Here is a 25,053-nt window from a genome sequence, read left to right as displayed (position 1 = left end):
CTACGAGTCCCTGCACGGATCCCCTGTGGGCCACGGACTCGTACGCTGGCCCGATGGATCTGGACGATGTCATCGACCTCGTGGCGGGGCGCCGCACCTCGGCTGGACATCCCATCGTCGTCGGAATCTCGGGGTACTGCGGCTCCGGGAAGTCCACGCTGGCGCGCAGTGTGGCCGGTGCGTTGCCGGGCGCAGTGCGGATCCGCGGAGACGACTTCCTCGATCCGGAGCGGTCCCATCGGCGATCGATCGACTGGGACGGCGTCGATCGGGAGCGTCTGACGTCGTCCGTCCTCGAACCGCACCGAGCGGGACGGGCGAGTACGTTCCAGCGGTTCGACTGGTCGGTCCGGGCGCTCGGCCCCGTAGAGCCGCTGCCGACGACGGACGTCGTGATCGTCGACCTCATCGGCCTCTTCCACCCGGACGCCATGCCGCACATCGATGTCGCGGTCTGGTGTGATGTGGACCTCGACACCGCCGCTCGTCGCGGCATGGCCCGCGATCGCCGGCTCGGACGTGACCATGATCGCCTGTGGCGAGACGTGTGGATCCCCAACGAACGCGACTTCGAAGCGCGGTTCGCCCCGCGGGGCGGTGCCGTCGTCTTCTCCGCTGGGTGACGAACCCCTGTGGAAAGCAGTGTTCAGGCCGAACGACCGGCGGGCGGCTCGGACCGGTCAGCGCGTCCGAGGGTGATCCCGAGTGCGATCTGCACGATGCCGAACAGGATCAGGAAGCCCGCGATCGCGACGACGGCGAGCGCTGCTCCGATGGACGGCAGGTTGATCACGAGCACGCCGATGACGATGCTGAGCACCGCGGCACCGATGGTCAGCGCACGGTTCGTCGGTGTCGGGGCGTAGAGCAGTGTGATGCCCTCGAGCAGCCATGCGAAGCCGATCACGAACGCGATCCACCGCACCCCGACCGGTGGAACGACTATCGCGACGATGCCGCCGGCCAGGATCAGTGCACCGAGGACGACCAAGCCGATTCGGCGGCCGGTGCCGATCCCGCGTGCGAATGCACGGACGATCATCGACAGTCCGGACACCACCAGGTAGACGCCGAACACCCACGCGACCGCGAACAGTGTCGCGTGTGGGAGCACGAGCGATGCGACGCCGACGAGGACCGCCACGATGCCGACGATCAGCAGCGCGGTCCGCAGTCGTCGGTCCCCGCCGACGTCGGTGACGTCGCCGTCCTGCAGCGCCATGGGTGTCCGCCCTTCCCTGAGAGGATCTGGTCCTGCGCGCTTCTGCGTCAGGGCTACTCCTCGGAACCGCCCGTGTCCGGTGTCCGTGCGGACGCATCGGTCCGCTCGGGGTCGGTGCGTCCCGGCGAGCGTGCCGGCCACGTGACGAGGAGCAGCACCGCGAGCGGACCGAACAGCAGCGTCAGGACGAACCAGGTCCACGCCGATCGGTTCCTGGTCCGGGCGAATCCGCCGGCGAGCATCGCGACGCTGAGCCAGAGGCTCGACAGGTACAGGCCGGTGAAGTCCTCGTGCATGAACGGTCCCCCTCATGAAATACGTCAATGTCAGTGGCAGGGTACCGCGTGGTCAGACCGAGCTGACCCCGTCGTCGGCGGTTCCACGGAGGGAGCGCACCATGCTGCGCAATGCCCCCCTCGCCGCTGCCTGCTGCTCGTCGGACAGTCCGCCGAGCATGCGGACCTCGACACCGCGGACGGCTGCACTCGCCCGCTCGAGGCTCGTGCGGCCGCTCGCCGTCAAGCGCGTCGGGAGCGCCTTGCCGAACGGCGCTTCGGTGGCCCGCGTCACGAAGCCGTCCCGTTCCAGCGTCTGCAGCAGCACGTTCATCGACTGCCGGGTGACGAACGCGCCGCGCGCGAGCTCGGAGTTCGACAGTCCGGGCCGCTGCGCCAGGAGTTCGAGGCACGCTTCAACGCGTTCGACATGAACTGCGTCGCGCACCAGTCCTCCGGACTGTGGCGGCACCCGCGTGACCGATCGCGGGACTACCGCGACCTGACCTACTGGACCGACCTCGCGAAGACGCTCGAGGGCGGCGCGTTCGACGGCATCTTCATCGCCGACGTCCTGGGGACGTACGACGTCTACGGCGACTCGAACGAGGCCGCGCTCCGCACCGGGTCGCAGGTGCCCGTGAACGACCCGATCCTGCTGGTGTCGGCGATGGCCTCGGTGACCGAGCACCTGGGCTTCGGCATCACGGCGGGGACGGCGTACGAGCACCCGTACCCGTTCGCCCGGCGCATCTCCACCCTCGACCACCTGACCAAGGGACGGGTCGGCTGGAACGTCGTCACCGGGTACCTGCCGAGTGCCGCGCGGAACATGGGTCAGACCGACCAGCTGTCGCACGACGACCGGTACGACGTGGCCGACGAGTACCTCGAGGTCCTCTACAAGCTGTGGGAGGGCTCGTGGGAGGACGACGCGGTCGTCGCCGACCGCGAGTCCGGCGTCTTCACCGACCCGGCGAAGGTGCACCCGATCGAACACCACGGCACGCACTTCGACGTGCCGGGCATCCACCTGTCCGAGCCGTCGGTGCAGCGGTCGCCCGTCATCTACCAGGCGGGCGCGTCGCCGCGCGGCATCCGCTTCGCAGCGGAGAACGCCGAGGCGGTCTTCGTGGGCGCCCCGACCGTCGAGCAGCTCGCGTCGACCGTCGCGAAGGTCCGTGACGCCCTGGAGGCAGCTGGTCGCGACCGGTACGCCGCCCGCGTCTACACACTGCTCACCGTGATCACGGACGCCACCGACGAGCTGGCCCAGGCGAAGTACGAGGACTACCTGTCGTACGCGTCGGAGCTCGGCGCGCTGGTGCTCAACTCCGGGTGGATGGGCATCGACCTGTCGCAGTGGGACCTCGACGAGCCCCTCGGTGACGTCGAGTCGAACGCGATCCAGTCGGCGGCGGCGAACATCGCGGCGGCGACGGGTGAGGACGGCAGTTCGTGGACGATCCGCGACCTCGCCCGGCACACGGCGATCGGTGGACTCGGTCCGGTCGCGGTCGGCGGGGGAGCGACCATCGCCGACCGGCTGCAGGAGATCCAGGAGCTGACCGACGTCGACGGGTTCAACCTGGCGTACGCGGTGACACCGGGCACGTGGGAGGACGTCATCGAGTTCGTCATCCCGGAACTCCGGGCCCGCGGCGCGTACCCGACCGGCTACGAGCCCGGGTCGCTGCGGCACAAGCTGCACGGCCGCGGGGACCGGCTGCCCGACGAGCACCGTGGGGCGTCGTTCAGGATCGGCAGCAGCGCGGTCGTAGGCTGATCGGGTGATCGAACCGTCCGTGTCCGTGCGTCCAGCGGCCCCGGACGAGGTGTCGGCCTGTGTCGACCTGTGGGTCGCAGCGGTCGCGGCGCGGGACGGCGTGCCGGAGTCCGGTGCCGTGCGAGCCCGCGCGGCGTCGAAGTTCGCCGTGCCGCGGGTCGCCTTGGTCGTCGCTGCGGGAGCGGCCGGCGCGATCGACGGGTTCGCGCTCGTGACGGCTCCGGGGACCGGCCGGTCGACCGACCCGTCCGACGCCGCGTACCTCTCCCTGCTCGCCGTCCGTCCGGACGTGCAGGCGCGGGGTGTCGGCCGTGCGCTCCTGGCTGCGTCGGTCGACGCGGCGTCGGCTGCCGGACACCCCGCGGTGGTCCTGCACGCGCTCGCCGGCAACGAGCGGGCGTTGCGGCTCTACGAGGCCGGCGGGTTCCGGGCGGACGGGGTCGAGTTCCCGCACGCCCTCACCGGCGAACCGACGCGGACGTACATCGCGACGGGCTCGGTGCGCTGACCCTCAGACACGCCACTTGCGTCGGGGGGCGTGGTCCTCGTACGACTGCCTGCTCGGGTAGGTGATCAGCTCGATCGTCGATCCCCACGGGGTCCCGACGTAGACGAACCGGTTGCCGTACCCACCCTCGTTGCCGCCCAGGTCCCGTGGGTCGGCGTAGCGCTGACCCCCGGCGGTCTCGAGGTGCGACAGCGCGTGGTCGATGTCGTCGACGTAGAACGCGACGTGCTGCCAGCCGATGTCGCTCGCCCGGGCAGCCGGGCGTTGATCGGGACCGTGGTACTCGAAGAGCTCGAGGCCCGGGCCGTTGGGCAGCGCGAGCATCCGCAGCGCACCCTGGGCCATCGTCTTCGGGATGCCGAGCCGGCGCTGCACGTCGGGTTCGCCGCGGAGCGGTTCGCTCCGGAGGAACCGGTCGTAGAGCGGGACCGCGTCGAGTCCGAGGACGAAGAAGTCGGTCGCCTGGTCGATGTCGGGCACGGTGAGGCCGATGTGGTCGATGCCGTGCGCGGTGCTGGGGGTGCCCGTCGGGGTGCTGACGGTCGGGGTACGTGTCGCGGTGGTGCCGGATGGGCGTGGCGCAGTGGTCATGGTGCCGTCTCCCCTGAGTTCGGCTCGGACGTGATCCATCCGAGTAGAACCGGTGCGCCGGGTGACGACAAGCCGACCGCGGCGAGCGTGCGGAGAACCGCCGTGATCCTGCGTGATCAGCCGACCGCGGTCCACTCCGGGTAGGTTGCCGACCGACCGTCGCCCGACGACCGCCGGGTGACGCGGCGCTGCACCCAGGGCAGGACGTGCTCGCGGTAGTAGCGGAGTTCCTCGGCGAGCCGGGCCCGGCCGGTCGGCTCCGACACCGGCTCGGCGGGCAGGGGGCCGTCCCCGATCGCGTGCAGGGCGAGGTCGGCGACGCGCTGGTGGCCGGTGTCGTTCATGTGCAGCCGGTCCTCGGACCAGAACTCCGCGCGGCGCAGGTGCGGATCGCGGGACACGTCGACGAAGGGCAGGTCGTACCGGCGGGCGAGGTCGGCGAGGGCATCGGCCCAGGCGTCGCCGCGCGCGTTGATGAGGTGTCCCAGGGGGAGCCGGGCGCTCGGGTCGGCCGGGCTGAGCAGCGCCAGGTGGACGCCGCGGTCGAGGACCGTCCTGACCGCTTCGTCGAGCGGGGCGACGAGGGCACGGGCGTCGAACCGCGGCCGCAGCAGGTCGTTGCCGCCGGCGCAGAAGGTGACGAGCGTCGGCGTGGGGTCGAGCGCCAGCGCGGCGTCGAGCTGGTCGCCGAGGACCCCGGCGAGCAGGCGCCCGCGGACGGCGAGGTTGGCGTACCGGACGTCCGTGTCGTGCGCTCGGGCCATGCCGCTCGCGAGTCGGCCGGTCCAGCCGGGGAACGGTACGACACCGGCGTCGCCGAGGCCCTCCGAGAAGCTGTCGCCGATCGCGACGTAGCGGATGGTGTCAGGCATGCGCCCATCATCGTGCACACACCTGTGCACGTTCTAGTCCGGAACGAGCGTTTCAGGACCGTGTCCACGACACACGACCGTTACACGAGGGAAACGGCGGGCGCGAAGAGGCTCCCTAGCTTCTGTGGTGGAGGCGATCACCGCCTCCGCACCCCACTCCCTCGGAGGACGCCATGGCTACCGATCTCGCGACACCCGTCGCAGCGCCCCACGCCCCCACCACGACCGCTGCACCCGCAGGTGCCGGCGTCGTCAAGCCCGGGTACGACCCGGCGCTCACGAACGAGGACCTCGCCCCGCTGCGCAAGCAGAGCTGGACGAGCTACAACTTCTTCGCGTTCTGGATGTCCGACGTGCACTCGGTCGGCGGCTACGTCACCGCCGGCTCGCTCTTCGCGCTGGGCATTGCGAGCTGGCAGGTGCTCATCGCCCTGGTGGTCGGCATCCTGATCGTCCAGGTCTTCGCCAACCTCGTCGCCAAGCCCTCCCAGCGCACCGGGGTGCCGTACCCGGTGATCAACCGAGCGGTGTTCGGGGTGCTCGGCGCGAACGTCCCGGCGATCATCCGTGGCCTCATCGCGATGGCCTGGTACGGCGTGCAGACGTTCCTGGCCGCGCAGTCGCTCAACATCATCTTCCTGAAGTTCATCCCCGCCTCGGCCGGACTGCTCGAGCACTCGTTCCTGGGGCTGTCGGCGCTCGGCTGGATCTCGTACGCGATCCTGTGGGTCGCGCAGGGCGCCCTGTTCTGGATGGGCATGGAGGCCATCAAGAAGTTCATCGACTGGGCGGGCCCGGCGGTGTACGTCGTGATGATCGCGCTGGCGATCTACCTCGTCAGCCAGGCCGGCATCGGCAACATCTCGTTCACGCTGTCGGTGGGGGAGCCGCTGTCCTTCGGCGCGTCCATCCCGGTCATGCTGTCCGCGGTCGCCCTGGTGGTCAGCTACTTCTCCGGCCCGATGCTCAACTTCGGTGACTTCTCGCGCTACGGCAGGTCGTTCCGGTCGGTCAAGCGCGGCAACTTCTGGGGCCTGCCGATCAACTTCCTGTTCTTCTCGGTGCTCACCGTGCTGTGTGCGAGTGCGACGGTGCCGGTGTTCGGCAAGCTCATCACCGACCCGATCGAGACGGTGCAGGCGATCGGCGCCCCGTTCGCGATCCTGCTCGGCGGTCTGACCTTCGTCACCGCGACGGTCGGCATCAACATCGTCGCGAACTTCATCAGCCCCGCGTTCGACTTCTCGAACGTCGCGCCGCGCAAGATCTCGTGGCGAGCCGGTGGCATGATCGCGGCGGTCGGCTCCGTGCTGCTGACCCCGTGGAACTGGTACGGCAACGACCAGGCCATCCTGTACACGCTCGGGGTGCTCGGTGCCCTGATCGGACCGCTGTTCGGCATCCTGGTCGCCGGGTACTACATCGTCGGGAAGCAGCGGATCGCCGTCGACGACATGTACACGAAGGACACCTCGGCCCGGTACTGGTACCGCGGCGGCTTCAACCCCAACGCCATCGGCACCCTCGTCGTCACCGGTGTGGTCTCGGTCGCCAGCGCGGTCCTGCCGCCGGCCCTCGGGATCCTGCCCGGGCTGAACAACTACAGCTGGTTCATCGGCTGCGGCCTGGGACTCGTGGTCTTCTGGGCCCTCGAGCGGGTCCGGCCGAGCATGCCGGAACTCGCTGCGGACGACCCGACGGTCGACGACGGCGCCGCCGTCGGACGAGCCTGAGACGCCCCAGCGACAGCGACCCACCAGCGACACCCGCACCACCGGAAGGACCCCGATGCGCATCCGCGTCGTCAACCCGAACACCACCGCCTCGATGACCCGCTCGATCGGCGTCGCCGCCACCGCGGTCGCCGGCCCGGGCACGATCGTCGAGGCCGTGAACCCCACGATGGGCCCGGCATCGATCGAGAGCCACTACGAAGAGGCGCTCGCGGTGCCGGGGCTCCTCGAGCAGATCGCGCTCGGGGAGCAGGACGGCGTGGCCGCCTACGTCGTCGCCTGCTTCGGCGACCCCGGGCTCGACGCGGCGCGGGAACTCGCCACCGGGCCGGTCATCGGGATCGCGGAGGCGGGCTTCCACGCGGCGGCGATGCTCGGGCGCCGGTTCGGCGTCGTGACGACCCTGGCCCGGACGACGGGACGGGCCCACGAGCTCGCCGAGCGCTACGGCTTCGCCTCGCTCGTCACCGAGATCCGGGCGTGCGAGGTCGCGGTGCTCGAACTCGACGACCCCGCCTCCGGTGCGCGCGCCCTGGTGATCGAGGAGTGCCGGGCCGTCATCGCCGGCGGAGCCGACGCGGTCGTGCTCGGCTGCGCGGGGATGGCGGACTTCTGTGCCGAGGTCTCGCGGGCGATCGGCGCGCCGGTCGTCGACGGCGTCGCCGCGGCGACCGTGCTCGCCGAGTCGCTCGTGCGGCTCGGGCTCGCGACGGGGAAGCACGGCGAGTACGCCACCCCGCCGACGAAGGCGATGTCGGGTCTGCTGGCAGGCTTCGAACGCCGGCCGGTGGCGGGCGCGATGGTCGGGGCGGGCGCATGACGGGCCTCCCGGTCGACGCCCGGACCGACGTCGACACCCGCACCGACGTCGACACCGACACCGTCGCGGACCTCGTCCTGCGCGCGGACCGCGCGTGGATCGACGGAGCGTTCCGCCCCGCGGCGGTCGTCGTGCGCGACGGTCGCGTCGACGGCGTCCTGCCAGCCGACGCCGTGGTCCGCACGCGCGACGACCGCACCGTACCGGACGGCCAGGTCCTGCTGCCCGGCCTCGTCGACACGCACGTGCACGTCAACGAACCCGGCCGCACCGAGTGGGAGGGGTTCGCGTCCGCGACGCGGGCCGCTGCGCTCGGCGGGGTCACGACGATCATCGACATGCCGCTCAACTCGATCCCCGCGACGACGACGGTCGAGGCGCTCGCCGTGAAGCGCGCGAGTGCCGAGGGGCGGGTCGCCGTCGACGTCGGGTTCTGGGGCGGGGCCGTGCCGGACAACGCCGGCGCGCTCGGCGCGCTGCACGACGCCGGCGTCTTCGGGTTCAAGTGCTTCACCGCGCCGTCCGGGGTCGACGAGTTCCCGCACCTCGACGCCGACCAGCTGCGCGCCGCGATCGAGGAGGTCGCCCGGATCGACGCGCTGCTCATCGTGCACGCCGAGGACCCCGAGTTCCTGGTCGACCACGACGCGCTCGGCGGTCACTACGAGGACTTCCTCGCCACCCGCCCGGTCGACGCGGAGCGGTCCGCGATCGCCCGGGTCATCGACGGCGCACGGGCCACCGGCGCCCGGGTCCACGTCCTGCACCTGTCCGACGCCGGCGCGATCCCGATGATCCGTGCCGCGAAGGACGACGGCGTCCGGATCACGGTCGAGACCTGCCCGCACTACCTGTCGTTCGAGTCCGGGACGATCCCGGACGGCGCGACGGAGTACAAGTGCTGCCCGCCGATCCGCGACGACGCGAACCGCGACGCCCTGTGGGCGGGCGTACTCGACGGCACGATCGACATGGTCGTGTCGGACCACTCGCCGTCGACCGCCGACCTCAAGGTCGACGACTGGGGCCTCGCCTGGGGCGGGATCGCCGGCCTGCAGGTCGGGTTCCGTGCCGTCTGGACCGAGGCCCTCCGTCGCGGCGTCCCGCTCGAGGCGCTGCTGCCGCTGTTCACCACCGGTCCGGCAGCGCTCGTCGGCTTCGCCGACCGCGGGGTCATCGCCCCCGGTGCGCTCGCCCACTTCGCCGTGTTCGAACCGTCCGCCACGGCGGTCATCGACGTGGCCGGCCTCGCCCACCGCAACCCGGTGTCCGCGTTCGCCGGCCTGGAGGCCCGGGGGCGCGTCACCGAGACCTGGTTGCGCGGGCGCGTGGTGGCGTCCACCGCGTCCGGCGTCACGGCCGTCGACGGGCAGCTCGTCGACCGTCCGGGCCGCGTCCCCGCGACCGCTGCCGTCACCGAAACACGTCTGTAACGATCGTTCCGGTACGCTCGATTCCGGAACGGAAGGACCCGCCATGCACCCCGTGAACCCGCCAGCCCGCCTCCTGATGGGCCCCGGCCCGATCACCGCCGACCCGCGCGTGCTCCGCGCCCTGTCGACCCCGCTCGTCGGGCAGTACGACCCGTGGATGACCTCCGCCATGAACGACACCCAGGAGCTGTACCGCGGTGTGTTCGGCACCGCGAACGAGGCCACCGTGCTCGTCGACGGCACCTCGCGCGCCGGGATCGAGGCGGTGCTCGTGTCGCTCCTCGCGCCGGGTGACCGCGTGCTCGTGCCGGTGTTCGGCCGGTTCGGGCACCTGCTCGCCGAGATCGCCGGCCGTGCCGGGGCCGAGGTCCACACCATCGAGACCGCGTGGGGTCAGGTGTTCACGCCGTCTGCGATCGAGGACGCCATCGTCCGCGTCCGGCCGAAGGTGCTGGCGATCGTGCAGGGCGACACGTCCACGACGATGAACCAGCCGCTCGACGAACTGGGCGCGATCTGCGAGCGGCACGGCGTGCTCTTCTACACCGACGCGACGGCGACCGTCGGCGGCAACCCGCTCGAGGTCGACGCCTGGGGCATCGACGCCGTCAGCGCCGGGCTGCAGAAGTGCCTCGGCGGCCCCTCCGGCAGCGCGCCGGTCACCGTCTCGCCGCGGGCGACCGCGGTGCTCGACGAGCGCCGCAGCGTCGAGGCCGGCATCCGCGAACCCGGTGACGACGTCGCCGACGAGCCGATCCGCTCGAACTACCTGGACCTCGCGATGATCCTGGACTACTGGGGTCCGCGGCGGCTGAACCACCACACCGAGGCCGCCTCGATGCTCTACGCCGCCAACGAGTGCGCCCGCATCCTGCTCGACGAAGGGATCGAGCAGGCGATCGCACGCCACGAGCTCGCGGGGCGCGCGATGCTGCTGGGCGTGCAGGCGCTCGGACTCGAGGTGTTCGGTGACGTCGCGCACAAGATGCACAACGTCGTCGCGGTGGAGATCCCCTCCGACGTCGTCGGCGACCAGGTGCGGGCATCGATGCTCGACGACCACGGCATCGAGATCGGAACCTCGTTCGGACCGCTGCACGGCAAGGTCTGGCGCATCGGCACCATGGGCTACAACGCCCGCAAGGACACCGTGGTGACGACGCTCGCCGCCCTCGAACACGCACTCCGCCGGGCCGGGCACGCCGTCCCGCACGGCGGTGGGGTCGACGCCGCCCTGGACCTCTACCGTGACAGCACCCTCTCCGGTGCGCCGGTCGGGGTGCCGGCGTGAACGCGGCCCCGGTCGTGAGCGCCACCGCGCTCGGCACCGCGGACGCCGAGCTCGTGGCACGGTGGTGCGACGAGCTCGCGCTGGTCACCGAGGAGACCGGCCGGATCACGCGCGTGTACCTGTCACCCGAGCACGCGCGCGTCAACGCGATCGTCGCCGGGTGGATGCAGGACGCCGGACTCAGCACCTGGCAGGACGCCGCCGGCAACCTGCACGGACGGGTCGACGGCGCGACGCCCGACGCCCCCGTGCTGCTGCTCGGCTCGCACCTGGACACCGTGGTGGACGCCGGCCGGTACGACGGCATCGTCGGGGTCCTGATGGCCGTCCGCACCGCCGCTCGGTTGACGGCTGCGGGACCGCTGCCCGTCGCGCTCGAGGTGATCGCGTTCTCCGACGAAGAGGGGACCCGGTTCGGCAAGGCCCTGCTCGGGTCGTCCGCCGTCGCCGGGGTGTGGGACGAGTCCTGGTGGGACCTGGCGGACGGCGACGGCGTCACCCTGCGCGAGGCCTTCACCCGGTTCGGGCTCGACCCCTCCCGCGTCGGTGACGCCGCGGCGGACCCGACGACGCTCGCCGGGTACCTCGAGGCGCACATCGAACAGGGCCCGTACCTCGAGCAGGCCGGTCAGGCGCTCGGTGTGGTCACGAGCATCGCGAGCGCCCGGCGCTTCTCGGTCGAAGCCGTCGGTGAGGCCCGGCACGCCGGCGGCACCCCGTACGAGCGTCGACACGACGCCCTGCTCGCCGCGGCCGAGGCGGCCCTCGCCGTCGAGCGGATCTGCCGCGAGTCGCACCACGTCGGCACCGTCGGCACGATGACCGTCGAGCCGGGCGCGGTGAACGTGGTCCCCGGGCTCGCGCGGTTCTCGGTGGACCTGCGCGGCGAGTTCGACGACGGCCGCGACGCGGTGTGGGACGAGCTCACGAAGGCGTTCTCGCTGATCGGCGAACGGCGCGGGGTCAGTGTCACGCCGACCGAGGTGCACCGGGCGCCGGCGGTGTTCTGCGCGCCGCGGCTGATGGACGCCGTCCGCGCCGGCATCGAGTCCACCGGCGAGACCGCCCCGATGGAGTTGTTCTCGCGAGCCGGACACGACGCCATGTCGCTCGGGCTCGTCACCGACGTCGCGATGCTGTTCCTCCGCAACCCGGACGGCATCAGCCACCACCCGGACGAGTTCGTCTCGACGCCCGACATCGCGCTCGGGCTCGACGCGCTCGCCGTCGCGGTGGACCGGGTGGCCCGGGCATGAGCACCGCCGGACCCGACGTCCGCGCCCGCATCGACTCCGTCTGGGAGCAGCTCTCGCCCGCCGAACGACGCGTCGCCGCGATGGTCCGGCACGACCCGGAACTCCTGCTCGTCGGCACCTCGGCCGAGCTCGCCGCCGAGTCGGGCACGTCGAAGGCCACGGTGTCCCGGCTCGTCCGGTCGCTCGGGTTCCAGGACGCGGCCGAGGTCCGGCAGAACCTGATGTCCGCACGCGGCTCCGGCCTGCCGTGGGTGGCGGAGGACGCCGCCCACGTCGACCAGCGCGCGGTCGAGGCGCGCAACCTCGACGCCGCGTTCGCCTCGCTGGCCCGTGCCGATCGTCCGCGGCTCGCGCGGCGCATCGTCCGTGCCCGCCGTGTGCTCGTGTTCGGGGAGCGTGGCGCCTACCCGGTGGCGCTGCAGCTCCGCGCGCAGCTCGCCCAGGTCCGCTCCGACGTCCGGGTCGGTCCGGCGCCTGGGCAGCGGCTCGGAGAAGAGGTCGCCGACCTCGACCGTCGTGACCTCGTCGTCCTGGTGACCGTGCGCCGCCACACCGCCGGGGTCGACCGGATCGTGCGGCACTGCGTGTCGACCGGCGCCGACGTCGTCGTGCTGGGCGACCCGACCGCCGCCGTCATCGCGGCACCGGCGAACACCGCGATCCTGTGCCCGGTCGACTCACCGGCAGCGTTCGACTCCATGGCGGCCATGTTCGCGGTCGTCGCGGCCATCGCGAACGACGTGTACGAAGCCTCGGGGCCGGCTGGCCGCGCGCGGGTCGACGCGGTGGCGAGTGCCTACGACGCGCTGGGGGAGCTCGCGGCGCCCTGACCGTCGTCGCCGTCGGCCTGCAGTTCGGCGGCGAGCGACGCGTTCCGCTCCCGGATGAGCCGCGGCAGGTAGCGCTCGAGCGCGACGACCTCGGCCAGCCGACCGAGGGGACCGAACGGCGCCCGGAAGGTGATGGTGTCGACCATGCGCGTGCCGCCGGCCGACGGCTCGAACCGGTGCTCGTGGTGGAACCGGGCGAACGGCCCACGCACCTGTTCGTCGACGAACCGGTGCGCGGCCTCCAGAGCGGTGATCTCACTCGTCATCCGCCAGACGATCCCGAAGTGCCGCGCGCGCCAGGTGACGGACTCGCCCAGGCCGATCGTGCCGGAGGTCGTGCCGGCGACGGCGCGTTCGTCGGTCGCGGCCATCGACCGCTCGTGCGCGCCGATGTCGAGCGACAGCGCGAACGCGCGCTCGGGCGGGGCAGCGAGTTCGGTGACGACCCGGAACGACACCGTCACGTCGCGGGCCAGACCGTCGGCGTCGAGCGGTCGTCGTCGCGCAGAGCGGCCGCGATGAGCTGGTCGTGGCGTCGCCCGCGGTGGGACACACCGGACCGGAGTCGCCCCTCGTAGCGGAGCCCGAGCCGCTGCGCGGTCGCCGCGGACGGGGCGTTCGTCGCGATCGCCCGCCACTGCACGCGGACGAGCCCGAGTCCGTCGGGAGACGGCGCGAACGCCCACTCCAGGACGGCGGCTGCGGCCTCGGTCACGAAGCCGTGGCCACGACCGTCCGGGTGCACGGCGTAGCCGACCTCCGCCGCGCCGTCGACGAACCCGAACAGCCCGATCGTCCCGAGCAGTCGGAGGTCGTCGGCCCGCCGGATGCCGAACTCGTAGCGGGAGTCCGTGGACCAGCCCGCGCGCACGACGTCGGTGATCCAGTGGTGCGCCTCAGCGTGGCCGTACGGCACCGGCACGGGCGTGTAGGCGACGACGTCCGGGTCGTTCGCGTAGGCGATGACGTCCTCCGCGTCGGACGGTTCCGGCACGGAGAGCACCAGGCGATCGGTCCGGAGGGTGACGGGGTCCACGTGCCGAGCCTAGCCACGAGGACGTGCGCGGTACCGTCGGGGGCATGACGTTCGACGCGATCCCGTTCCCGGTCATCGACGGCCACAACGACCTGCCGTGGGAGCGCCGCGAGACGCACGACTCCGGGGTCGAGGGCATCGACACCGAGGTCGACTCGCTGCACACCGACCTGCCGAAGCTCCGCGCCGGTGGGGTCGTCGGGCAGTTCTGGTCGGTCTTCGTCCCCGCCGACGAGCCGGACCCGGTGCGGACCACGCTGCAGCAGATCGACCTGGCGCACCGGATCATCGAGCGGTACCCGGACTCGCTCGCCCTGGCGCGGACGGCGTCCGAGGTGCTGGCAGCCGTCGAGTCGGGACGGATCGCGTCGCTGCTCGGCGCCGAGGGCGGCCACTCCATCGGGGACGACCTGGGGGTGCTGCGCGACTTCGCACGACTCGGCGTCCGCTACATGACCCTCACGCACAACGACGACACCCCGTGGGCCGACTCGGCGACGGGTTCGCGTCCGCACGGCGGGCTGACCGACCGCGGCCGCCAGGTGGTCGCCGAGATGGAGCGCATCGGCATGCTCGTCGACCTGTCGCACACCGCCCCCGCGACCATGCGGGACACCCTCGACGTCGCCACGCAGCCCGTCGTCTTCAGCCACTCGTCCACCGTCGCCGTCGACGACCACCCGCGGAACGTGCCGGACGACGTGCTGGCCCGGCTGTCGGGCAACGGAGGGCTCGTGATGATCACGTTCGTGCCGAAGTTCGTCTCGCGCGCCTGGGCGGACTGGGAGGACGCCGGCTCGGTGGGGGAGCCGCCGCTCGTGACCGTGTCGGACGTGGCGGACCACGTCGAGCACGCCCGTGACGTCGCCGGTGCGGCGCACATCGGCCTCGGCGGCGACTACGACGGCACCCCGGTGCTGCCGCCGGACCTGCGTGACGTGTCGCGGTACCCGGTGCTCGCGGCCGAGCTCGCCCGGCGCGGCTGGGGAGCGAGCGACCTGCGTGCGCTCGCCGGGGGCAACGTGCTGCGGGTGCTCGCGGCGACCGACGAGCGGTTCGCGCGGACGGCGTTCGTGCGCTGACCCCGTCCGCGCCGCCGACGTGATGAGCTCCAGACTCCTGTCTGTCCCGCGGAAGCGACTCATCCCCGCGAACAGTCGGCGGCACGATGTCGCTTCGGCGGAGCAAGCTGCGGCGGACGCCCGGCGAGAGCACGGCCGTGGACAGGACCACCCGGGGTCCGGTCGCTAGGATCGGGCGCACACCGCGCCTCCAGGATGTGGGACGCGACCTGACCCGAAGAGGACGGACCAGATGAGCGGCACCATCTACGACAACATCTCGCAGGCGTTCGGCAACACCCCGCTCGTCAAGCTGAACCGGCTGCCGAAGGCGGGCGGCGCCGAGGTGCTCGCGAAGCTCGAGTTCTACAACCCCGGCGCCAGCGTGAAGGACCGCCTCGGCGTCGCGATCATCGACGCGGCCGAGCAGTCCGGCGACCTCCAGCCGGGCGGCACCATCGTGGAGGGGTCGTCGGGCAACACGGGCATCGCCCTCGCGCTCGTCGGTGCGGCCCGTGGCTACAAGGTGGTCATCACGATGCCGGAGACGATGAGCGTCGAGCGTCGCGCGGTGATGCGCGCCTACGGTGCGGAGATCGTGCTCACCCCGGGTCCCGAGGGCATGAAGGGCGCGGTCGAGCGAGCTGCCGCGATCGTCGACGAGACCCCCGGCGCGATCCTCGCCCACCAGTTCGAGACCGCCGCGAACGCCGCGATCCACCGGAAGACCACGGCGGAGGAGATCCTGCGCGACACCGAGGAGCACGTCGACGTGTTCGTCGCGGGTGTCGGGACCGGTGGCACGATCACCGGTGTCGGTCAGGTGCTCAAGGAGCGCGTGCCCGGCGTGCAGATCGTCGCGGTCGAGCCGAAGGACTCCCCGCTCCTGACCGAGGGCAAGGCCGGACCGCACAAGATCGCGGGCATCGGCGCGAACTTCATCCCCGAGGTCCTCGACCAGTCCGTCATCGACGAGGTGTTCGACGTCGAGCTCGACGACGCCCTGCGTGTGGCGCGGGCGCTCGCGACCGACGAGGGCATCCTCGCCGGCATCTCCTCCGGTGCGATCATCCACGCCGCGATCGAGATCGCCGCCCGGCCCGAGAACGCCGGCAAGCGCGTCGTCGCGATCGTCTGCGACACCGGGGAGCGCTACCTGTCGACGGTGCTCTTCGAGGGACTCACTGCGTGAGTCGTCCCGTCCGACGAGGCGTGCTGCGGACGGTCCGGGAGGACCTGGCCGCAGCACGCCGCGGCGACCCCGCCGCCCGTGGTGACCTCGAGAACGCGATCGTCTACTCCGGGCTGCACGCCATCTGGACCTACCGCCTGACGCACCGGCTCTGGACGGCCACCGGGCTGCCCGGATCACGGTTCGTCGCGCGGGTCATCGGCCAGGCGGCACGGTCCGTGACCGGCATCGAGATCCACCCCGGCGCCCGCATCGGTCGACGGTTCTTCATCGACCACGGCATGGGCGTCGTGATCGGGGCGACCGCGGTGATCGGGGACGACGTCGTGCTCTTCCACGGAGTGACCCTCGGCGGGCGCGGCGGGGACCACGGCCCGGGGGCCCGACGGCACCCGGTGGTGGGCGACCGCGTCGTGCTCGGCGCGGGATCCTCGCTGATCGGGGCGATCACCATCGGACAGGACTCCGTCGTGGGCGCGAACACCGTGGTGACGAAGGACGTCCCCGCCGGCTCGGTCGTCACCGGGGTCGCCGGCACCGCCCGTCCGAGGTCCGGGCACGAGGGCGTGCCGACGCTCTGAACGCCCCGCCGGGTCGACGGGGCGTCCGAGGGCCAGTGCTTCGGCGTCTCAGCGCGTCAGCTCTTCTCGCAGGCGATGCCGTCGGCGTCGCGGTCCATCTTCTTGTTCGCCTTGTACAGGGCGTCGTCCTTCTTCAGCGTCCCCTTGAGGGCGCGGTAGGTCACCTTGCCCTTCGAAGTGACCTTGTTCTTCGTGACGGACTTCTTCGCGATGCCGCCCGAGTACACCTTGTGCACCGCGGTGCAGTTGGCGTAGGTCTTCGGTGCCGCCTGCGCGGTGGAGGCCCCACCGACGACGACGGTGGTGGCGAGGACGGCGGTGGCGGCGGCGATGCCGAGGGTACGGATGATGCGCACGGGTTCCCCCTGGAAGGAGTGGGTGATCGCCGGAGCGACCGCCGCGTCGGGTACGCGGCGAGCTGATCCTACGATGTGAACGACGCTCAGGACATGCCCCCGAACAGGTCCGCTCCGTCCGCCCTGGTGTCGGGCGTCTCGGGCATGCTGGGTGCATGGACGGCGCGCAGCTGCACGAGACCGCGAGTCGCACCGCGATGGGCCTGCCCGCGGTGTTCGAGACCGAACCCTTCGGCGAGGGCGCCGTCGTCTACAAGGTCGTCGACAAGATGTTCGTGATGACGAGCGAGCTCCGGGGTGTGCCGATCGTCAACCTGAAGTGCGCACCACCGCACGGCGCCGCCCTCGTCCGCGACCACGCCGAGATCACACCGGGGTGGCACATGAACAAGCGGCACTGGATCACGCTCGCGCCCGGGGACGGCATCGACGAGACCCTGGTCGAGGACCTCGTCGCGAACGCCTACGACCTGGTCGTCGCCGGGCTGCCCCGAGCGAAGCGGCCCCTCGACCCGACACGTAGCGGGTGACCGAGCGGGCGGCTGATCAGGAGCGGGCGAGCGCCTTCGAGACGTCCCGGACCACCTTCGGCGCCAGCCGCTCGCCGGACTCGAGCACGGCACGGGCGCGCTCGGGCGTGAGACCCGCGAAGACCTCGCCGATCGTCACCCCGTGCGCTGGCCGGTGGGTCACCACGAGCGGGTCGCCCGCTGCCACCGGACCGGACTTCACGACCCGCAGGTACGCGCCCGGCCGCCCTTCCTCGGTGAACCGCCGCACCCACTTGTCGACGCCCATCCGCCGCGCGAAGGTGCCGCACGGGATCCGCGGGATCGTGACCTCGAGCTCCAGCGTCTCGCCGATGCGCCACCGCTCGCCCGTGACGGCCCCGGTGACGTCGACGCCCGTGGTCCGCAGGTTCTCGCCGAAGAGGCCCTGCGGGATCTCGCGCCCCAGCGACGCGGCGAAGTACTCGGCGTCCTCGTCGGCGTAGGCGTACACGGCCTGGTCCTCACCGCCGTGGTGCTTCCGGTCGGCCTGGACGTCGGCGTGGAGCCCCAGCGGCCGGACCCGGACCTTCCCCGCGACCGGACGCTTGTCGATGGCGGTGACGCCGATCGTGCCGGAGTCGGGCAGCAGACGGTCGACGCGGCAGACGGCGGTGACGAGCGACATGCCTCCAACTCTGGCGCAAGTCCGTCGACAGGTGTGACGAACCGCCGGTCCGGTGCGTCCCACCGGTGAGCGCCCGACCGGTCGGGCCGTTGCGCGTCGTCCCGGTCCGGAAGCGCGTCCAGCGGAACACCACCCACCACCAGTAGAAGGAAAGCGTGCACCACCAGTCCCTCGCCGAGCTCGACGACACGGTCCTCGCCGGCCGGTCGTCCGATGGCGACGTCCGGGCCTTCGAGGTCCTGATCCGCCGCTACACACCGCTCCTGCGCGCCTACGCCCGTCGGACCCTGGGGTCGACCGACGAACTCGACGACGTCGTGCAGGAGACCTTCATCACCGCCTGGGACCGCCTGGACCGTCTCGACGACCACGCCAAGGTGAAGTCCTGGCTGATGCGGATCCTCAGCCGGAAGTGCCTGGACCGCATCCGGGCCCGACGCTTCCACGACGACGTCACCGAACTCGAGGTCGCCGCAGCCGCCGCCGACGCCCCGGACCGGGTCGCAGAGGCCCGCTCACGCGAGGAGGCGGCGGAGACGGCGCTCGCCGAACTGCCCGAAGCCCAACGACGCTGCTGGATCATGAAGGAGGTGCTCGAGTACAGCTACGACGACATCGCCGCCGAACTCGACCTGCCTCCGTCGACGGTCCGCGGACTCCTGTCCCGAGCGAGGAAGAACATGATCCGACTCATGGAGGGATGGCGATGAGCGACCTCGACGCACTCGAACCCGACGACCTCGACGGCCACTCCATCGACGAGCTCGCCGACTACCTGGACGCCGGGATGCAGCCGCCGGACCCGAGCATCGACGGCTCACCCGCGTGCCAGAACGCCCTCGCGGCGATCCTGCGGGTGCGGCACGCGTCGCTCGGATCGCTCGAGGCCGCGGCCCGCGACGAGGCCCCGGCCGACGAGTCGTGGATCGGCGGCGTGCTCGCCAACATCTCCTTGGAGTCCCGCTCCGGACGCGACGTCCCCCTCCGCCCGCAGTCCGAGTCGGAGCGCCCGGTGATGACCGAGGGCGCGATCCGATCGCTGATCCGCCGGACCGGCGACGGTGTGCCGGGTGTGCTCGTCGCGCGGTGCCGGCTCGACGGCGACGTCACCGAACTCGCCGCACCGATCCGGGTGGTCGTCGAGGTCGCGATCGTCTCCGGCCCGTCGATCGTCGCGACGGCGGACCTGGTCCGGACCGGTGTCGCCCAGGCGCTGGCCGAGCAGACCGACCTGCTCGTCGAGGCCGTCGACGTGGTGGTCCGCGACCTGCTCGAACCGGATCCCGACACCGACACCGACACCGACACCGAGGAGACCCGATGAGCTCCGACGACGACACCCTCGCCGCGGTCGAACAGGCCGTGGTCGGCGTCCCCGGCGTCACCGACCTCTACCGTGCGCGCCCGACCGTGGCGAGCACCGTCAGCGCCGTCCGGGGCATCGCGTCCAGCGCGGCACCCGCACGCGTCGTCGTGGACGACGGCGTCCTGCGCGTCGTCATCGGCACCGACGGGTACCGGCCTGCGCCGGAAGTGGCGCGTGCGGTGCACGACGTCGCCCTCGCGGCGGCGTCGACGCACGGCCTGGCGCTCACGCGGGTCGACGTGCGGGTCGCGCGGGTGGGGTGAACCCGGCTCACTGACGGACGGGAGGCCCGTGGCGGCGCCGTCACGGGCCTCCCGTCCGACACGCGGTCGCGGCTCTCGCCCCGATGTGGACGAGAATGGCGGGTGAGGAGGGGAGGCCGAGCATGTACCTCCCCTTCGCGCGTCGTGAGGACGGCCGGTTCCCCGGCCGGAGCGTCTCGACCGTCGAGCGCCGTTCGCTCGGCTCGGTCAGCGTGACGAAGACCCGCGCGCCCGCACCCGGCGACCCGGACGAGTTCGGGTACGTGGACCCGGGCGACGCGGTCGTGTGGGCCTTCATCGTGTCCGGTCGGATCCGCGTCCGTCGGTCGTCGAGCGAGACAGTGAACGACGCGGGCACGCTCAGCGTGGACCGCATGCAGCGGATCCAGGAGTTCAGCGTCAGTCCCGGGTTCTCGGCGGTGTCGGTGCGGATGGACCGGTCGTCGCTGCACCTGCGCGGCAGCGAGCTCGACGCCCTGACCGACGGCGTCTTCCCCCTGACCTCGGGCGTCCCGGTGATGATCGCCTCGGTCGCCACGAACGTGCTGCGTTCCGACCTGGGGAACGGGCACGACACCGCCAGCGAGGCCGCGGCGGCGCAGGCGCTCATCGCACTCGCGAACGGCTTCGCCATCGACGCAACCGTCCGGCAGGTGCCGCCCGACGCGGCCCGGCTGGCGCTCCGGACCCGTGCGCGACGCCACATCGACCTGTACTCCAGCGACCCGACCCTCACCGTCGAGTCGCTGGCGAACGCCATGCAGGTCTCGCCGCGCACCCTGCACAAGGCGTTCGAGCAGGACGCACCCGGACCCGGCCGCCTCATCGCCGAGACCCGTCTGGCGAACGCCGCCGCGATGCTGCGCGACGGCGAACTGGCCGAGCACGTCGGCCTCGACGCCATCGGGCGGCGAGCCGGCTTCGGGTCGGCGTCGTCGTTCAGCCGCGCGTTCCGCGCTCACCACGGCGTCACGCCCCGCGAGTTCCGGGCGGCTGCTGTGCAATCCGCGCAGGCCGTCTGTGCAGAACGCGAACACCACGCCGAGTCGTCCACGGGGGCGCGGGACGATCGACGCACGCGATCGGCCGTGACCGGGCCCTGATCGCCCGAGCGTCCGGAGGTGCGATGTCGTCCACACAGCCCGGCCCGCAGCGGCCCCCGCTCCCTCGGCGTGCTGCGACCACGTCCGGTGCCTCGCGCGTCGGAGAGTACCTCCGCGCCCGTCGCGACGTCACCCAGCCCGAGGACGTCGGACTGCCGCGCGAGGCGAACCGCCGAGTCAGCGGCCTACGGCGGGAAGAGGTCGCGGCCCTCGCCGGGATCAGCGCCGAGTACTACCTCCGGCTCGAGCAGGGCCGTGACCACCAGCCCTCGGAGCAGGTGATCGTCTGTCTCGGTCGGGCCCTGGGCCTCGACGAGCACGCCCTCGCCCACCTCCGCCGACTCGCGCGTCCCGCCGTGCGGGCACCGCGTCCCACCAGACCACCCGCGGACGACCCCGCGGTGCAGCGACTCCTGGCACGGCGCGCCGACGTGCCGGCGTTCGTCGTCGACGACCGGATGGACGTGGTCGCCGGGACGGCCATCGCCGCCGCCCTCAGCCCGAGCATGCGGAGCGGTGCGAACCGACTGCTCCGGATGTTCACCGTCGTCGACCGCGCCACCTACCCGGAGTGGCACCGTCGGGCGGCGGAGATGGTGGCGGTGTTCCGGATGCGGGCCGACCTCGAGGACCCCCGCACCCAGGAGATCGTCGGTCGCCTGTCGATCCGTGATCCCGAGTTCGCCGCGATGTGGGCCCGGCACGACGTGCACGTCTACACGTCGGGCACCTGCTTCGAGCACGTCGAGCCCTTCGGCGTCCTCGAGTTCGAGTGGGAGGGACTCGTCATCCCCGGTCGTGAGGGGCTGACGCTCAACACCCTCTACGCCCCGGCCGGGTCCCGCGGGGCTGCGGTGCTCGCGTACATGGTCGAGGCGCCACCGCGGTCGACCGAACCCGCGACCCCGGCGGTCGGCGTCGCGTAGACGTGTGTCCTCCTGGACCGTCAGCGCTGCTCGGCCGTGTACTCGACCAGGCGCGCGAACGCATCACGTTCCGTCGGGTCGTCGGCGGGTCGCCACAGCAGCATCCGCAGTGCGAAGTCGTCCGGGATCAGCAGCTCCTGGAACACCATCGTGATCGGACCGACGAACGGCTGCACGAACCGCACGGCTGCGGTCCGGGCCGGGCGTCGGGGGTCGTGCGCCCAGGCCCTGGCGAAGGAGACGCTCTGCGACGACAGCTCACCGACGAGCCGTCGGAAGCCGTCGTCCTCCTCGTGCTGTTCCAGCGAGTCCCGGAGCATGGCCGCGATCTGTCCCGACGCGTCCAGCCACTCCTGCGACTCGTCGTCCGTGACCGAGTCGAGGAACGTGTAGCGCGCGATGTTCACGGACGGGTGGAAGGCGCCGCTCAGGGCGCGAGCGAGCGGGTTCGACACCACGACGGTGAGGTGGCGGTCGGTCACCACCGCCGGCAGGCACCCGATCGCAGCCACCAGCTCACGGACACCGTCGGGAGCGACGCCTCCAGCACCGTTGCGGCTCATACCGTCACGCTAGCGGCGCGGCAGCCGCCCAGGGTGGCCCTTCGAGGACCACTGGTGATCGCCGCCGGCACACCGGGGTGGCCCGGAACACGATCCCGGGGCGGGTCACGGCCGGACGACGCAGGACCGCGGCACGGCCGGACCCTGACAGGGCCAGGTGCGACGCCGTCGCAGTCCGTACCGTGCTGTCAGGCCACCGGGACGCCCGTCGGCGCCCGGTCGGCGGCCGTCCCTCGTCCCACCCACCGGGAGGATCCATGGAGCACCACGTCGAACCCGCCGACCGGGTGCCGTCCCGACGCGTCCGTGTGTACGGCCGCGAGTTCGACGCCGACGCGTACGCCGTGCGGGACTTCCTGTCGCGGTCCGTCGTGCACTTCGACTGGGTGCCGCTGCGGGACGACGAGCACGCGGTGTCGGTCGCCGGTGCTCCGCTCGCCGCCGCCCGGCTGCCGGTCGTGGTGTTCCCCGACGGCACCCGGCTCGCAGCGCCGACGGTGCGGGAGATCGCCGACCGACTCGGCTGGGTCCACGCGCCCCGTCGGGCGGAGTACGACCTGTCGATCTACGGTGCCGGTCCCGCCGGGCTGTCCGCCGCCGTCTACGCGGCGTCCGAGGGCCTGGACGTCGTCCTGCTGGAGCGGGACGCCGTCGGCGGGCAGGCGGGGTCCAGCAGCCTCATCGAGAACTACCTCGGCTTCCCGGAGGGCGTCGCCGGCGCGGAACTCGCCGAGCGGGCCCGCGAACAGGCCGTCCGGTTCGGCGCAGAGGTCCTCGTCATGCGCGAGGGCGTGCACGGCGTCTTCCACGACGGCCGCATCCACGCCGACCTCGCCGACGGCGGCCACGTCGTCGCCCGTGCGAACATCTGCGCGACCGGCGTCGAGTGGCGACGTCTGGGGCTGCCGAGGGAGAGCGACCTGCTCGGCTGCGGCGTCTACTACGGAGCCGGCACGAGCGAGGCCGACAGCTGCGTGGGCGAACAGGTCTTCGTCGTCGGCGGCGCGAACTCGGCGGGGCAGGCCGCCATGAACCTCTCGCGGTCCGCCGCGCAGGTCACCATGCTGGTCCGGGGCGCCTCGTTGTCCGCGACCATGTCCGAGTACCTGAGTGCCCGGATCGAAGCCGCCCCGAACGTGTCGGTCCGGACCGACACCCGGGTCACCGGCCTCATCGGGGACAGCCGGTTGACCTCGATCGAGGTCACCGCGGGCGACGGCACGACCACGGAGCTCGCCGCCACGCGCCTCTTCATCTGCATCGGTGGCGAACCCGACACGACGTGGGCGGCGGACACCCCGATGGTCCGCGACCGCCTCGGCTACCTCGTCACCGGTCCCGACCTGGACGCGGTCCCGCAGTCGCTCCGCGACTGGCCGCTGCGCCGGCGTCCGTACTACCTCGAGACCAACGTCCCCGGTTCGTTCGCCGCCGGCGACGTGCGCGCGGGGTCCGTGAAACGCGTCGCGGCGGCGGTCGGAGAGGGCGCGATGGCCGTCACCTTCGTGCACCGCCACCTCGCGGCGTCCGACTGAACGACGAGGAGACCCGCCGATGCCCGACGACGTCGAACCCCCGCAGCTGCCGACCGCGTCCGAGTCGGTCACCCACCTGGACCGGCCGACCGCGTTCTTCAACGCGCTGCTGACCGAGCAGTTCGTGCTGGAGAGTGCGCGGAGCATCACCGTGAGCGAGTCCAGCAGCCGGTCGTCGCTGTACCTCACGACGCTCTCCAGCTCGCTCGTGGCGTTCGGCTTCCTCGCCCACACGCCGTTCGCGCTCGGGTTCCTCGGGGCGATCATCCCGGTGATCGTCCTGCTCGGCGTCTTCACCTACGAACGGCTCGTGGAGACGGCGCTGGAGGACGTCGCGGCGCTCGCCGCCATGCAGCGCATCCGTCGGTACTACGGCAGGCTCCTGCCCGAGGCGGACACCTACTTCACGATGCCCCGGGGACGCCACGCGGCGAACGAGCTCCTCGACATCGGGCGGGCCCCGTCCTGGTACCGGTTGCTGTTCACGATGTCCTCGGCGGTCGCGGTCGTGAACTCCATCGTGGCGGGTGCGGGGATCGCGATCCTCGTCGACCAGCTCGGTGCCGACGACCCGGCGTCGATCACCTGGGGGATCGGGTCGTCCGTGGTGCTGGCCGTGGCGCACCTGGCGTACCAGGTGCGCGCGTACGGGACGGTGCACGAGCTCATCGCCCGGTCGGAGGCCCTGGACGCACGCGACGCGCGGAGCTGAGGCACGGCCGTACCGCCGGCGTCGCACCGGCGCACCGGCGCACCGGCACCGCCGCGCCACGGCGCCGACGGCTCCGGGCGTCAGCCGCGGTCGGCGAGCTGCTGCATCCAGTCGGACGGCAGCCGTTCGGCGGGTCCGGGGACCGACTGGGTGCTCGGGTGCGCCTGCGGGTCGGCCAGACGCGGACCGTCGACGAAGTCCTGCGACACGAAGTCCCAGAACCAGTCCTCGCCCGGTTCGAACGACTGCATGACCTCGTGGCCCGTGGTGGCGAAGTGCGCCGTCGCGTGCCGGTTCAGCGAGTCGTCGCAGCACCCGACGTGCCCGCAGGCGGCGCACCGTCGCAGGTGCACCCACCAGGAGCCCGACGCGTCGCACTCGACGCACCCGGTACCGGACGGTGGCACGGACACCGTGATCATCTTCGCGAGGTCGCTCATCCCTGCACCCTGCCCTGATCCGCGTCGGAACGCGAGAGTCGTTCGACCCGATCGTGCCCTGACGCGCCGGGGAGGAGTCAAACGGCGCTGGTCGGCCCGTCCGCCCCCACCGTACGGTCGGGACGA

At 72.1% G+C, this 25,053-nt stretch carries 31 protein-coding genes; 20 read left to right on the top strand and 11 right to left on the bottom strand.

Annotated features, from left to right (window positions below; genetic code table 11):
• The first annotated feature begins 53 nt into the window (after positions 1-53).
• Positions 54-623 carry a uridine kinase family protein gene (locus tag ACXKZB_RS14325; protein ID WP_488823564.1) on the top strand — a complete coding sequence of 190 codons (570 nt, stop codon included), beginning with the start codon at positions 54-56 and terminating at the stop codon, positions 621-623.
• 23 nt (positions 624-646) lie between these two features.
• On the opposite strand, the gene ACXKZB_RS14320 is transcribed toward ACXKZB_RS14325, so the two are convergent.
• The 3 genes from ACXKZB_RS14320 to ACXKZB_RS14310 are packed head-to-tail and all read right to left on the bottom strand — an operon-like array spanning position 647 to position 1,945.
• On the bottom strand, positions 647-1,222 hold the full coding sequence (locus ACXKZB_RS14320; protein ID WP_488823563.1) for an HdeD family acid-resistance protein: 576 nt from the start codon (positions 1,220-1,222) through the stop codon (positions 647-649).
• A gap of 53 nt (positions 1,223-1,275) precedes the next feature.
• Positions 1,276-1,518, bottom strand: a complete 243-nt coding sequence (locus ACXKZB_RS14315) for a hypothetical protein (RefSeq protein WP_488823562.1) — start codon at positions 1,516-1,518, stop codon at positions 1,276-1,278.
• Positions 1,519-1,570: 52 nt separating this feature from the next.
• Positions 1,571-1,945 (bottom strand): MarR family winged helix-turn-helix transcriptional regulator, encoded by a 375-nt coding sequence (locus tag ACXKZB_RS14310; RefSeq protein WP_488823561.1) that lies wholly within the window; start codon positions 1,943-1,945, stop codon positions 1,571-1,573.
• Between ACXKZB_RS14310 and ACXKZB_RS14305 the strand changes: the two genes are divergently transcribed.
• Together ACXKZB_RS14305 and ACXKZB_RS14300 are read left to right on the top strand one after the other, a co-directional pair.
• On the top strand, positions 1,928-3,283 hold the full coding sequence (locus tag ACXKZB_RS14305) for an LLM class flavin-dependent oxidoreductase (RefSeq protein ID WP_488823560.1): 1,356 nt from the start codon (positions 1,928-1,930) through the stop codon (positions 3,281-3,283). The genes ACXKZB_RS14310 and ACXKZB_RS14305 overlap by 18 nt on opposite strands.
• Before the next feature lie 4 nt (positions 3,284-3,287).
• On the top strand, positions 3,288-3,791 hold the full coding sequence (locus ACXKZB_RS14300) for a GNAT family N-acetyltransferase (protein ID WP_488823559.1): 504 nt from the start codon (positions 3,288-3,290) through the stop codon (positions 3,789-3,791).
• A gap of 3 nt (positions 3,792-3,794) precedes the next feature.
• Here ACXKZB_RS14300 and ACXKZB_RS14295 read toward each other — a convergent pair whose 3' ends face one another.
• Positions 3,795-4,382, bottom strand: coding sequence for a VOC family protein (locus ACXKZB_RS14295; protein WP_123313958.1), 588 nt, complete (start codon positions 4,380-4,382; stop codon positions 3,795-3,797).
• Between the two features lie 116 nt (positions 4,383-4,498).
• Positions 4,499-5,254, bottom strand: a complete 756-nt coding sequence (locus tag ACXKZB_RS14290) for an SGNH/GDSL hydrolase family protein (protein WP_488823558.1) — start codon at positions 5,252-5,254, stop codon at positions 4,499-4,501.
• Positions 5,255-5,427: 173 nt separating this feature from the next.
• Here ACXKZB_RS14290 and ACXKZB_RS14285 point away from each other — a divergent pair, with 173 nt between their 5' ends.
• Genes ACXKZB_RS14285 through ACXKZB_RS14260 form a run of 6 tightly spaced genes read left to right on the top strand, consistent with a single transcriptional unit; the run spans position 5,428 to position 12,617 of the window.
• Positions 5,428-6,987: an NCS1 family nucleobase:cation symporter-1 gene (locus ACXKZB_RS14285; protein ID WP_488823557.1), complete on the top strand. Its 1,560-nt coding sequence runs from the start codon at positions 5,428-5,430 to the stop codon at positions 6,985-6,987.
• 55 nt (positions 6,988-7,042) lie between these two features.
• Positions 7,043-7,807 carry an aspartate/glutamate racemase family protein gene (locus ACXKZB_RS14280; RefSeq protein WP_488823556.1) on the top strand — a complete coding sequence of 255 codons (765 nt, stop codon included), beginning with the start codon at positions 7,043-7,045 and terminating at the stop codon, positions 7,805-7,807.
• Positions 7,804-9,240, top strand: a complete 1,437-nt coding sequence (gene allB, locus ACXKZB_RS14275; RefSeq protein WP_488823555.1) for an allantoinase AllB — start codon at positions 7,804-7,806, stop codon at positions 9,238-9,240. Before ACXKZB_RS14280 ends, allB begins: the two co-directional genes overlap by 4 nt.
• A 43-nt stretch (positions 9,241-9,283) precedes the next feature.
• A complete protein-coding gene (locus ACXKZB_RS14270; protein ID WP_488823554.1) occupies positions 9,284-10,531 on the top strand; it encodes a pyridoxal-phosphate-dependent aminotransferase family protein in 1,248 nt (415 codons plus the stop codon).
• A gap of 14 nt (positions 10,532-10,545) precedes the next feature.
• Positions 10,546-11,787 (top strand): allantoate amidohydrolase, encoded by a 1,242-nt coding sequence (locus ACXKZB_RS14265; protein WP_488823553.1) that lies wholly within the window; start codon positions 10,546-10,548, stop codon positions 11,785-11,787.
• Positions 11,784-12,617 carry a MurR/RpiR family transcriptional regulator gene (locus tag ACXKZB_RS14260; RefSeq protein WP_488823552.1) on the top strand — a complete coding sequence of 278 codons (834 nt, stop codon included), beginning with the start codon at positions 11,784-11,786 and terminating at the stop codon, positions 12,615-12,617. The genes ACXKZB_RS14265 and ACXKZB_RS14260 overlap by 4 nt, the downstream gene beginning before the upstream one ends.
• On the opposite strand, the gene ACXKZB_RS14255 is transcribed toward ACXKZB_RS14260, so the two are convergent.
• Both ACXKZB_RS14255 and ACXKZB_RS14250 read right to left on the bottom strand, forming a co-directional pair.
• On the bottom strand, positions 12,584-13,081 hold the full coding sequence (locus tag ACXKZB_RS14255; protein ID WP_488823551.1) for an SRPBCC family protein: 498 nt from the start codon (positions 13,079-13,081) through the stop codon (positions 12,584-12,586). The two genes, ACXKZB_RS14260 and ACXKZB_RS14255, sit on opposite strands and share 34 nt — an antisense overlap.
• Positions 13,078-13,653: a GNAT family N-acetyltransferase gene (locus ACXKZB_RS14250; protein WP_488823550.1), complete on the bottom strand. Its 576-nt coding sequence runs from the start codon at positions 13,651-13,653 to the stop codon at positions 13,078-13,080. The genes ACXKZB_RS14255 and ACXKZB_RS14250 overlap by 4 nt, the downstream gene beginning before the upstream one ends.
• Positions 13,654-13,697: 44 nt before the next feature.
• On the opposite strand from ACXKZB_RS14250, the gene ACXKZB_RS14245 reads away from it, so the two are divergent.
• From ACXKZB_RS14245 to epsC, 3 genes are all read left to right on the top strand, one after another.
• Positions 13,698-14,735, top strand: a complete 1,038-nt coding sequence (locus tag ACXKZB_RS14245) for a dipeptidase (RefSeq protein ID WP_488823549.1) — start codon at positions 13,698-13,700, stop codon at positions 14,733-14,735.
• 232 nt (positions 14,736-14,967) lie between these two features.
• A complete protein-coding gene (cysK, locus tag ACXKZB_RS14240; protein ID WP_488823548.1) occupies positions 14,968-15,906 on the top strand; it encodes a cysteine synthase A in 939 nt (312 codons plus the stop codon).
• A complete protein-coding gene (gene epsC, locus ACXKZB_RS14235) occupies positions 15,903-16,487 on the top strand; it encodes a serine O-acetyltransferase EpsC (protein WP_261783916.1) in 585 nt (194 codons plus the stop codon). Before cysK ends, epsC begins: the two co-directional genes overlap by 4 nt.
• Before the next feature lie 56 nt (positions 16,488-16,543).
• On the opposite strand, the gene ACXKZB_RS14230 is transcribed toward epsC, so the two are convergent.
• Entirely contained in the window at positions 16,544-16,843 is a 300-nt protein-coding gene (locus tag ACXKZB_RS14230; RefSeq protein ID WP_488823547.1) for an excalibur calcium-binding domain-containing protein, read from the bottom strand.
• A gap of 155 nt (positions 16,844-16,998) precedes the next feature.
• Here ACXKZB_RS14230 and ACXKZB_RS14225 point away from each other — a divergent pair, with 155 nt between their 5' ends.
• On the top strand, positions 16,999-17,373 hold the full coding sequence (locus ACXKZB_RS14225) for an MmcQ/YjbR family DNA-binding protein (protein WP_488823546.1): 375 nt from the start codon (positions 16,999-17,001) through the stop codon (positions 17,371-17,373).
• 16 nt (positions 17,374-17,389) lie between these two features.
• Here ACXKZB_RS14225 and ACXKZB_RS14220 read toward each other — a convergent pair whose 3' ends face one another.
• Positions 17,390-18,019: an MOSC domain-containing protein gene (locus ACXKZB_RS14220; protein ID WP_488823545.1), complete on the bottom strand. Its 630-nt coding sequence runs from the start codon at positions 18,017-18,019 to the stop codon at positions 17,390-17,392.
• Between the two features lie 155 nt (positions 18,020-18,174).
• Here ACXKZB_RS14220 and ACXKZB_RS14215 point away from each other — a divergent pair, with 155 nt between their 5' ends.
• The 5 genes from ACXKZB_RS14215 (at position 18,175) to ACXKZB_RS14195 (ending at position 21,677) form a co-directional block, all read left to right on the top strand.
• Positions 18,175-18,729, top strand: coding sequence for an RNA polymerase sigma factor (locus tag ACXKZB_RS14215; RefSeq protein WP_488823544.1), 555 nt, complete (start codon positions 18,175-18,177; stop codon positions 18,727-18,729).
• Entirely contained in the window at positions 18,726-19,343 is a 618-nt protein-coding gene (locus ACXKZB_RS14210) for an Asp23/Gls24 family envelope stress response protein (RefSeq protein ID WP_148061799.1), read from the top strand. Before ACXKZB_RS14215 ends, ACXKZB_RS14210 begins: the two co-directional genes overlap by 4 nt.
• The gene (locus ACXKZB_RS14205) at positions 19,340-19,648 is read left to right on the top strand and encodes a hypothetical protein (protein WP_488823543.1); all 309 of its coding nucleotides are present in this window, start codon (positions 19,340-19,342) and stop codon (positions 19,646-19,648) included. Before ACXKZB_RS14210 ends, ACXKZB_RS14205 begins: the two co-directional genes overlap by 4 nt.
• Before the next feature lie 122 nt (positions 19,649-19,770).
• Positions 19,771-20,751 (top strand): helix-turn-helix transcriptional regulator, encoded by a 981-nt coding sequence (locus ACXKZB_RS14200; RefSeq protein WP_488823542.1) that lies wholly within the window; start codon positions 19,771-19,773, stop codon positions 20,749-20,751.
• Between the two features lie 23 nt (positions 20,752-20,774).
• Complete coding sequence (locus ACXKZB_RS14195; protein WP_488823541.1) at positions 20,775-21,677, top strand: helix-turn-helix transcriptional regulator; 903 nt, start codon at positions 20,775-20,777, stop codon at positions 21,675-21,677.
• Between the two features lie 20 nt (positions 21,678-21,697).
• Here the strand turns inward: ACXKZB_RS14195 and ACXKZB_RS14190 are convergent, their stop codons facing one another.
• Positions 21,698-22,240: an MmyB family transcriptional regulator gene (locus ACXKZB_RS14190; RefSeq protein WP_488823540.1), complete on the bottom strand. Its 543-nt coding sequence runs from the start codon at positions 22,238-22,240 to the stop codon at positions 21,698-21,700.
• A gap of 257 nt (positions 22,241-22,497) precedes the next feature.
• Here ACXKZB_RS14190 and ACXKZB_RS14185 point away from each other — a divergent pair, with 257 nt between their 5' ends.
• Positions 22,498-23,775 carry an NAD(P)/FAD-dependent oxidoreductase gene (locus ACXKZB_RS14185; protein ID WP_488823539.1) on the top strand — a complete coding sequence of 426 codons (1,278 nt, stop codon included), beginning with the start codon at positions 22,498-22,500 and terminating at the stop codon, positions 23,773-23,775.
• A 19-nt stretch (positions 23,776-23,794) separates the two neighbouring features.
• Entirely contained in the window at positions 23,795-24,487 is a 693-nt protein-coding gene (locus ACXKZB_RS14180) for a hypothetical protein (RefSeq protein ID WP_488823538.1), read from the top strand.
• 80 nt (positions 24,488-24,567) lie between these two features.
• Here the strand turns inward: ACXKZB_RS14180 and ACXKZB_RS14175 are convergent, their stop codons facing one another.
• The gene (locus ACXKZB_RS14175) at positions 24,568-24,927 is read right to left on the bottom strand and encodes a UBP-type zinc finger domain-containing protein (RefSeq protein ID WP_488823537.1); all 360 of its coding nucleotides are present in this window, start codon (positions 24,925-24,927) and stop codon (positions 24,568-24,570) included.
• Between the last annotated feature and the right edge of the window lie 126 nt (positions 24,928-25,053).

The organism is Curtobacterium sp. ABR8 (assembly GCF_057812125.1).
Note: the sequence above shows the minus strand (reverse complement) of the source record. Positions and strands in the feature narration are given on the sequence as shown.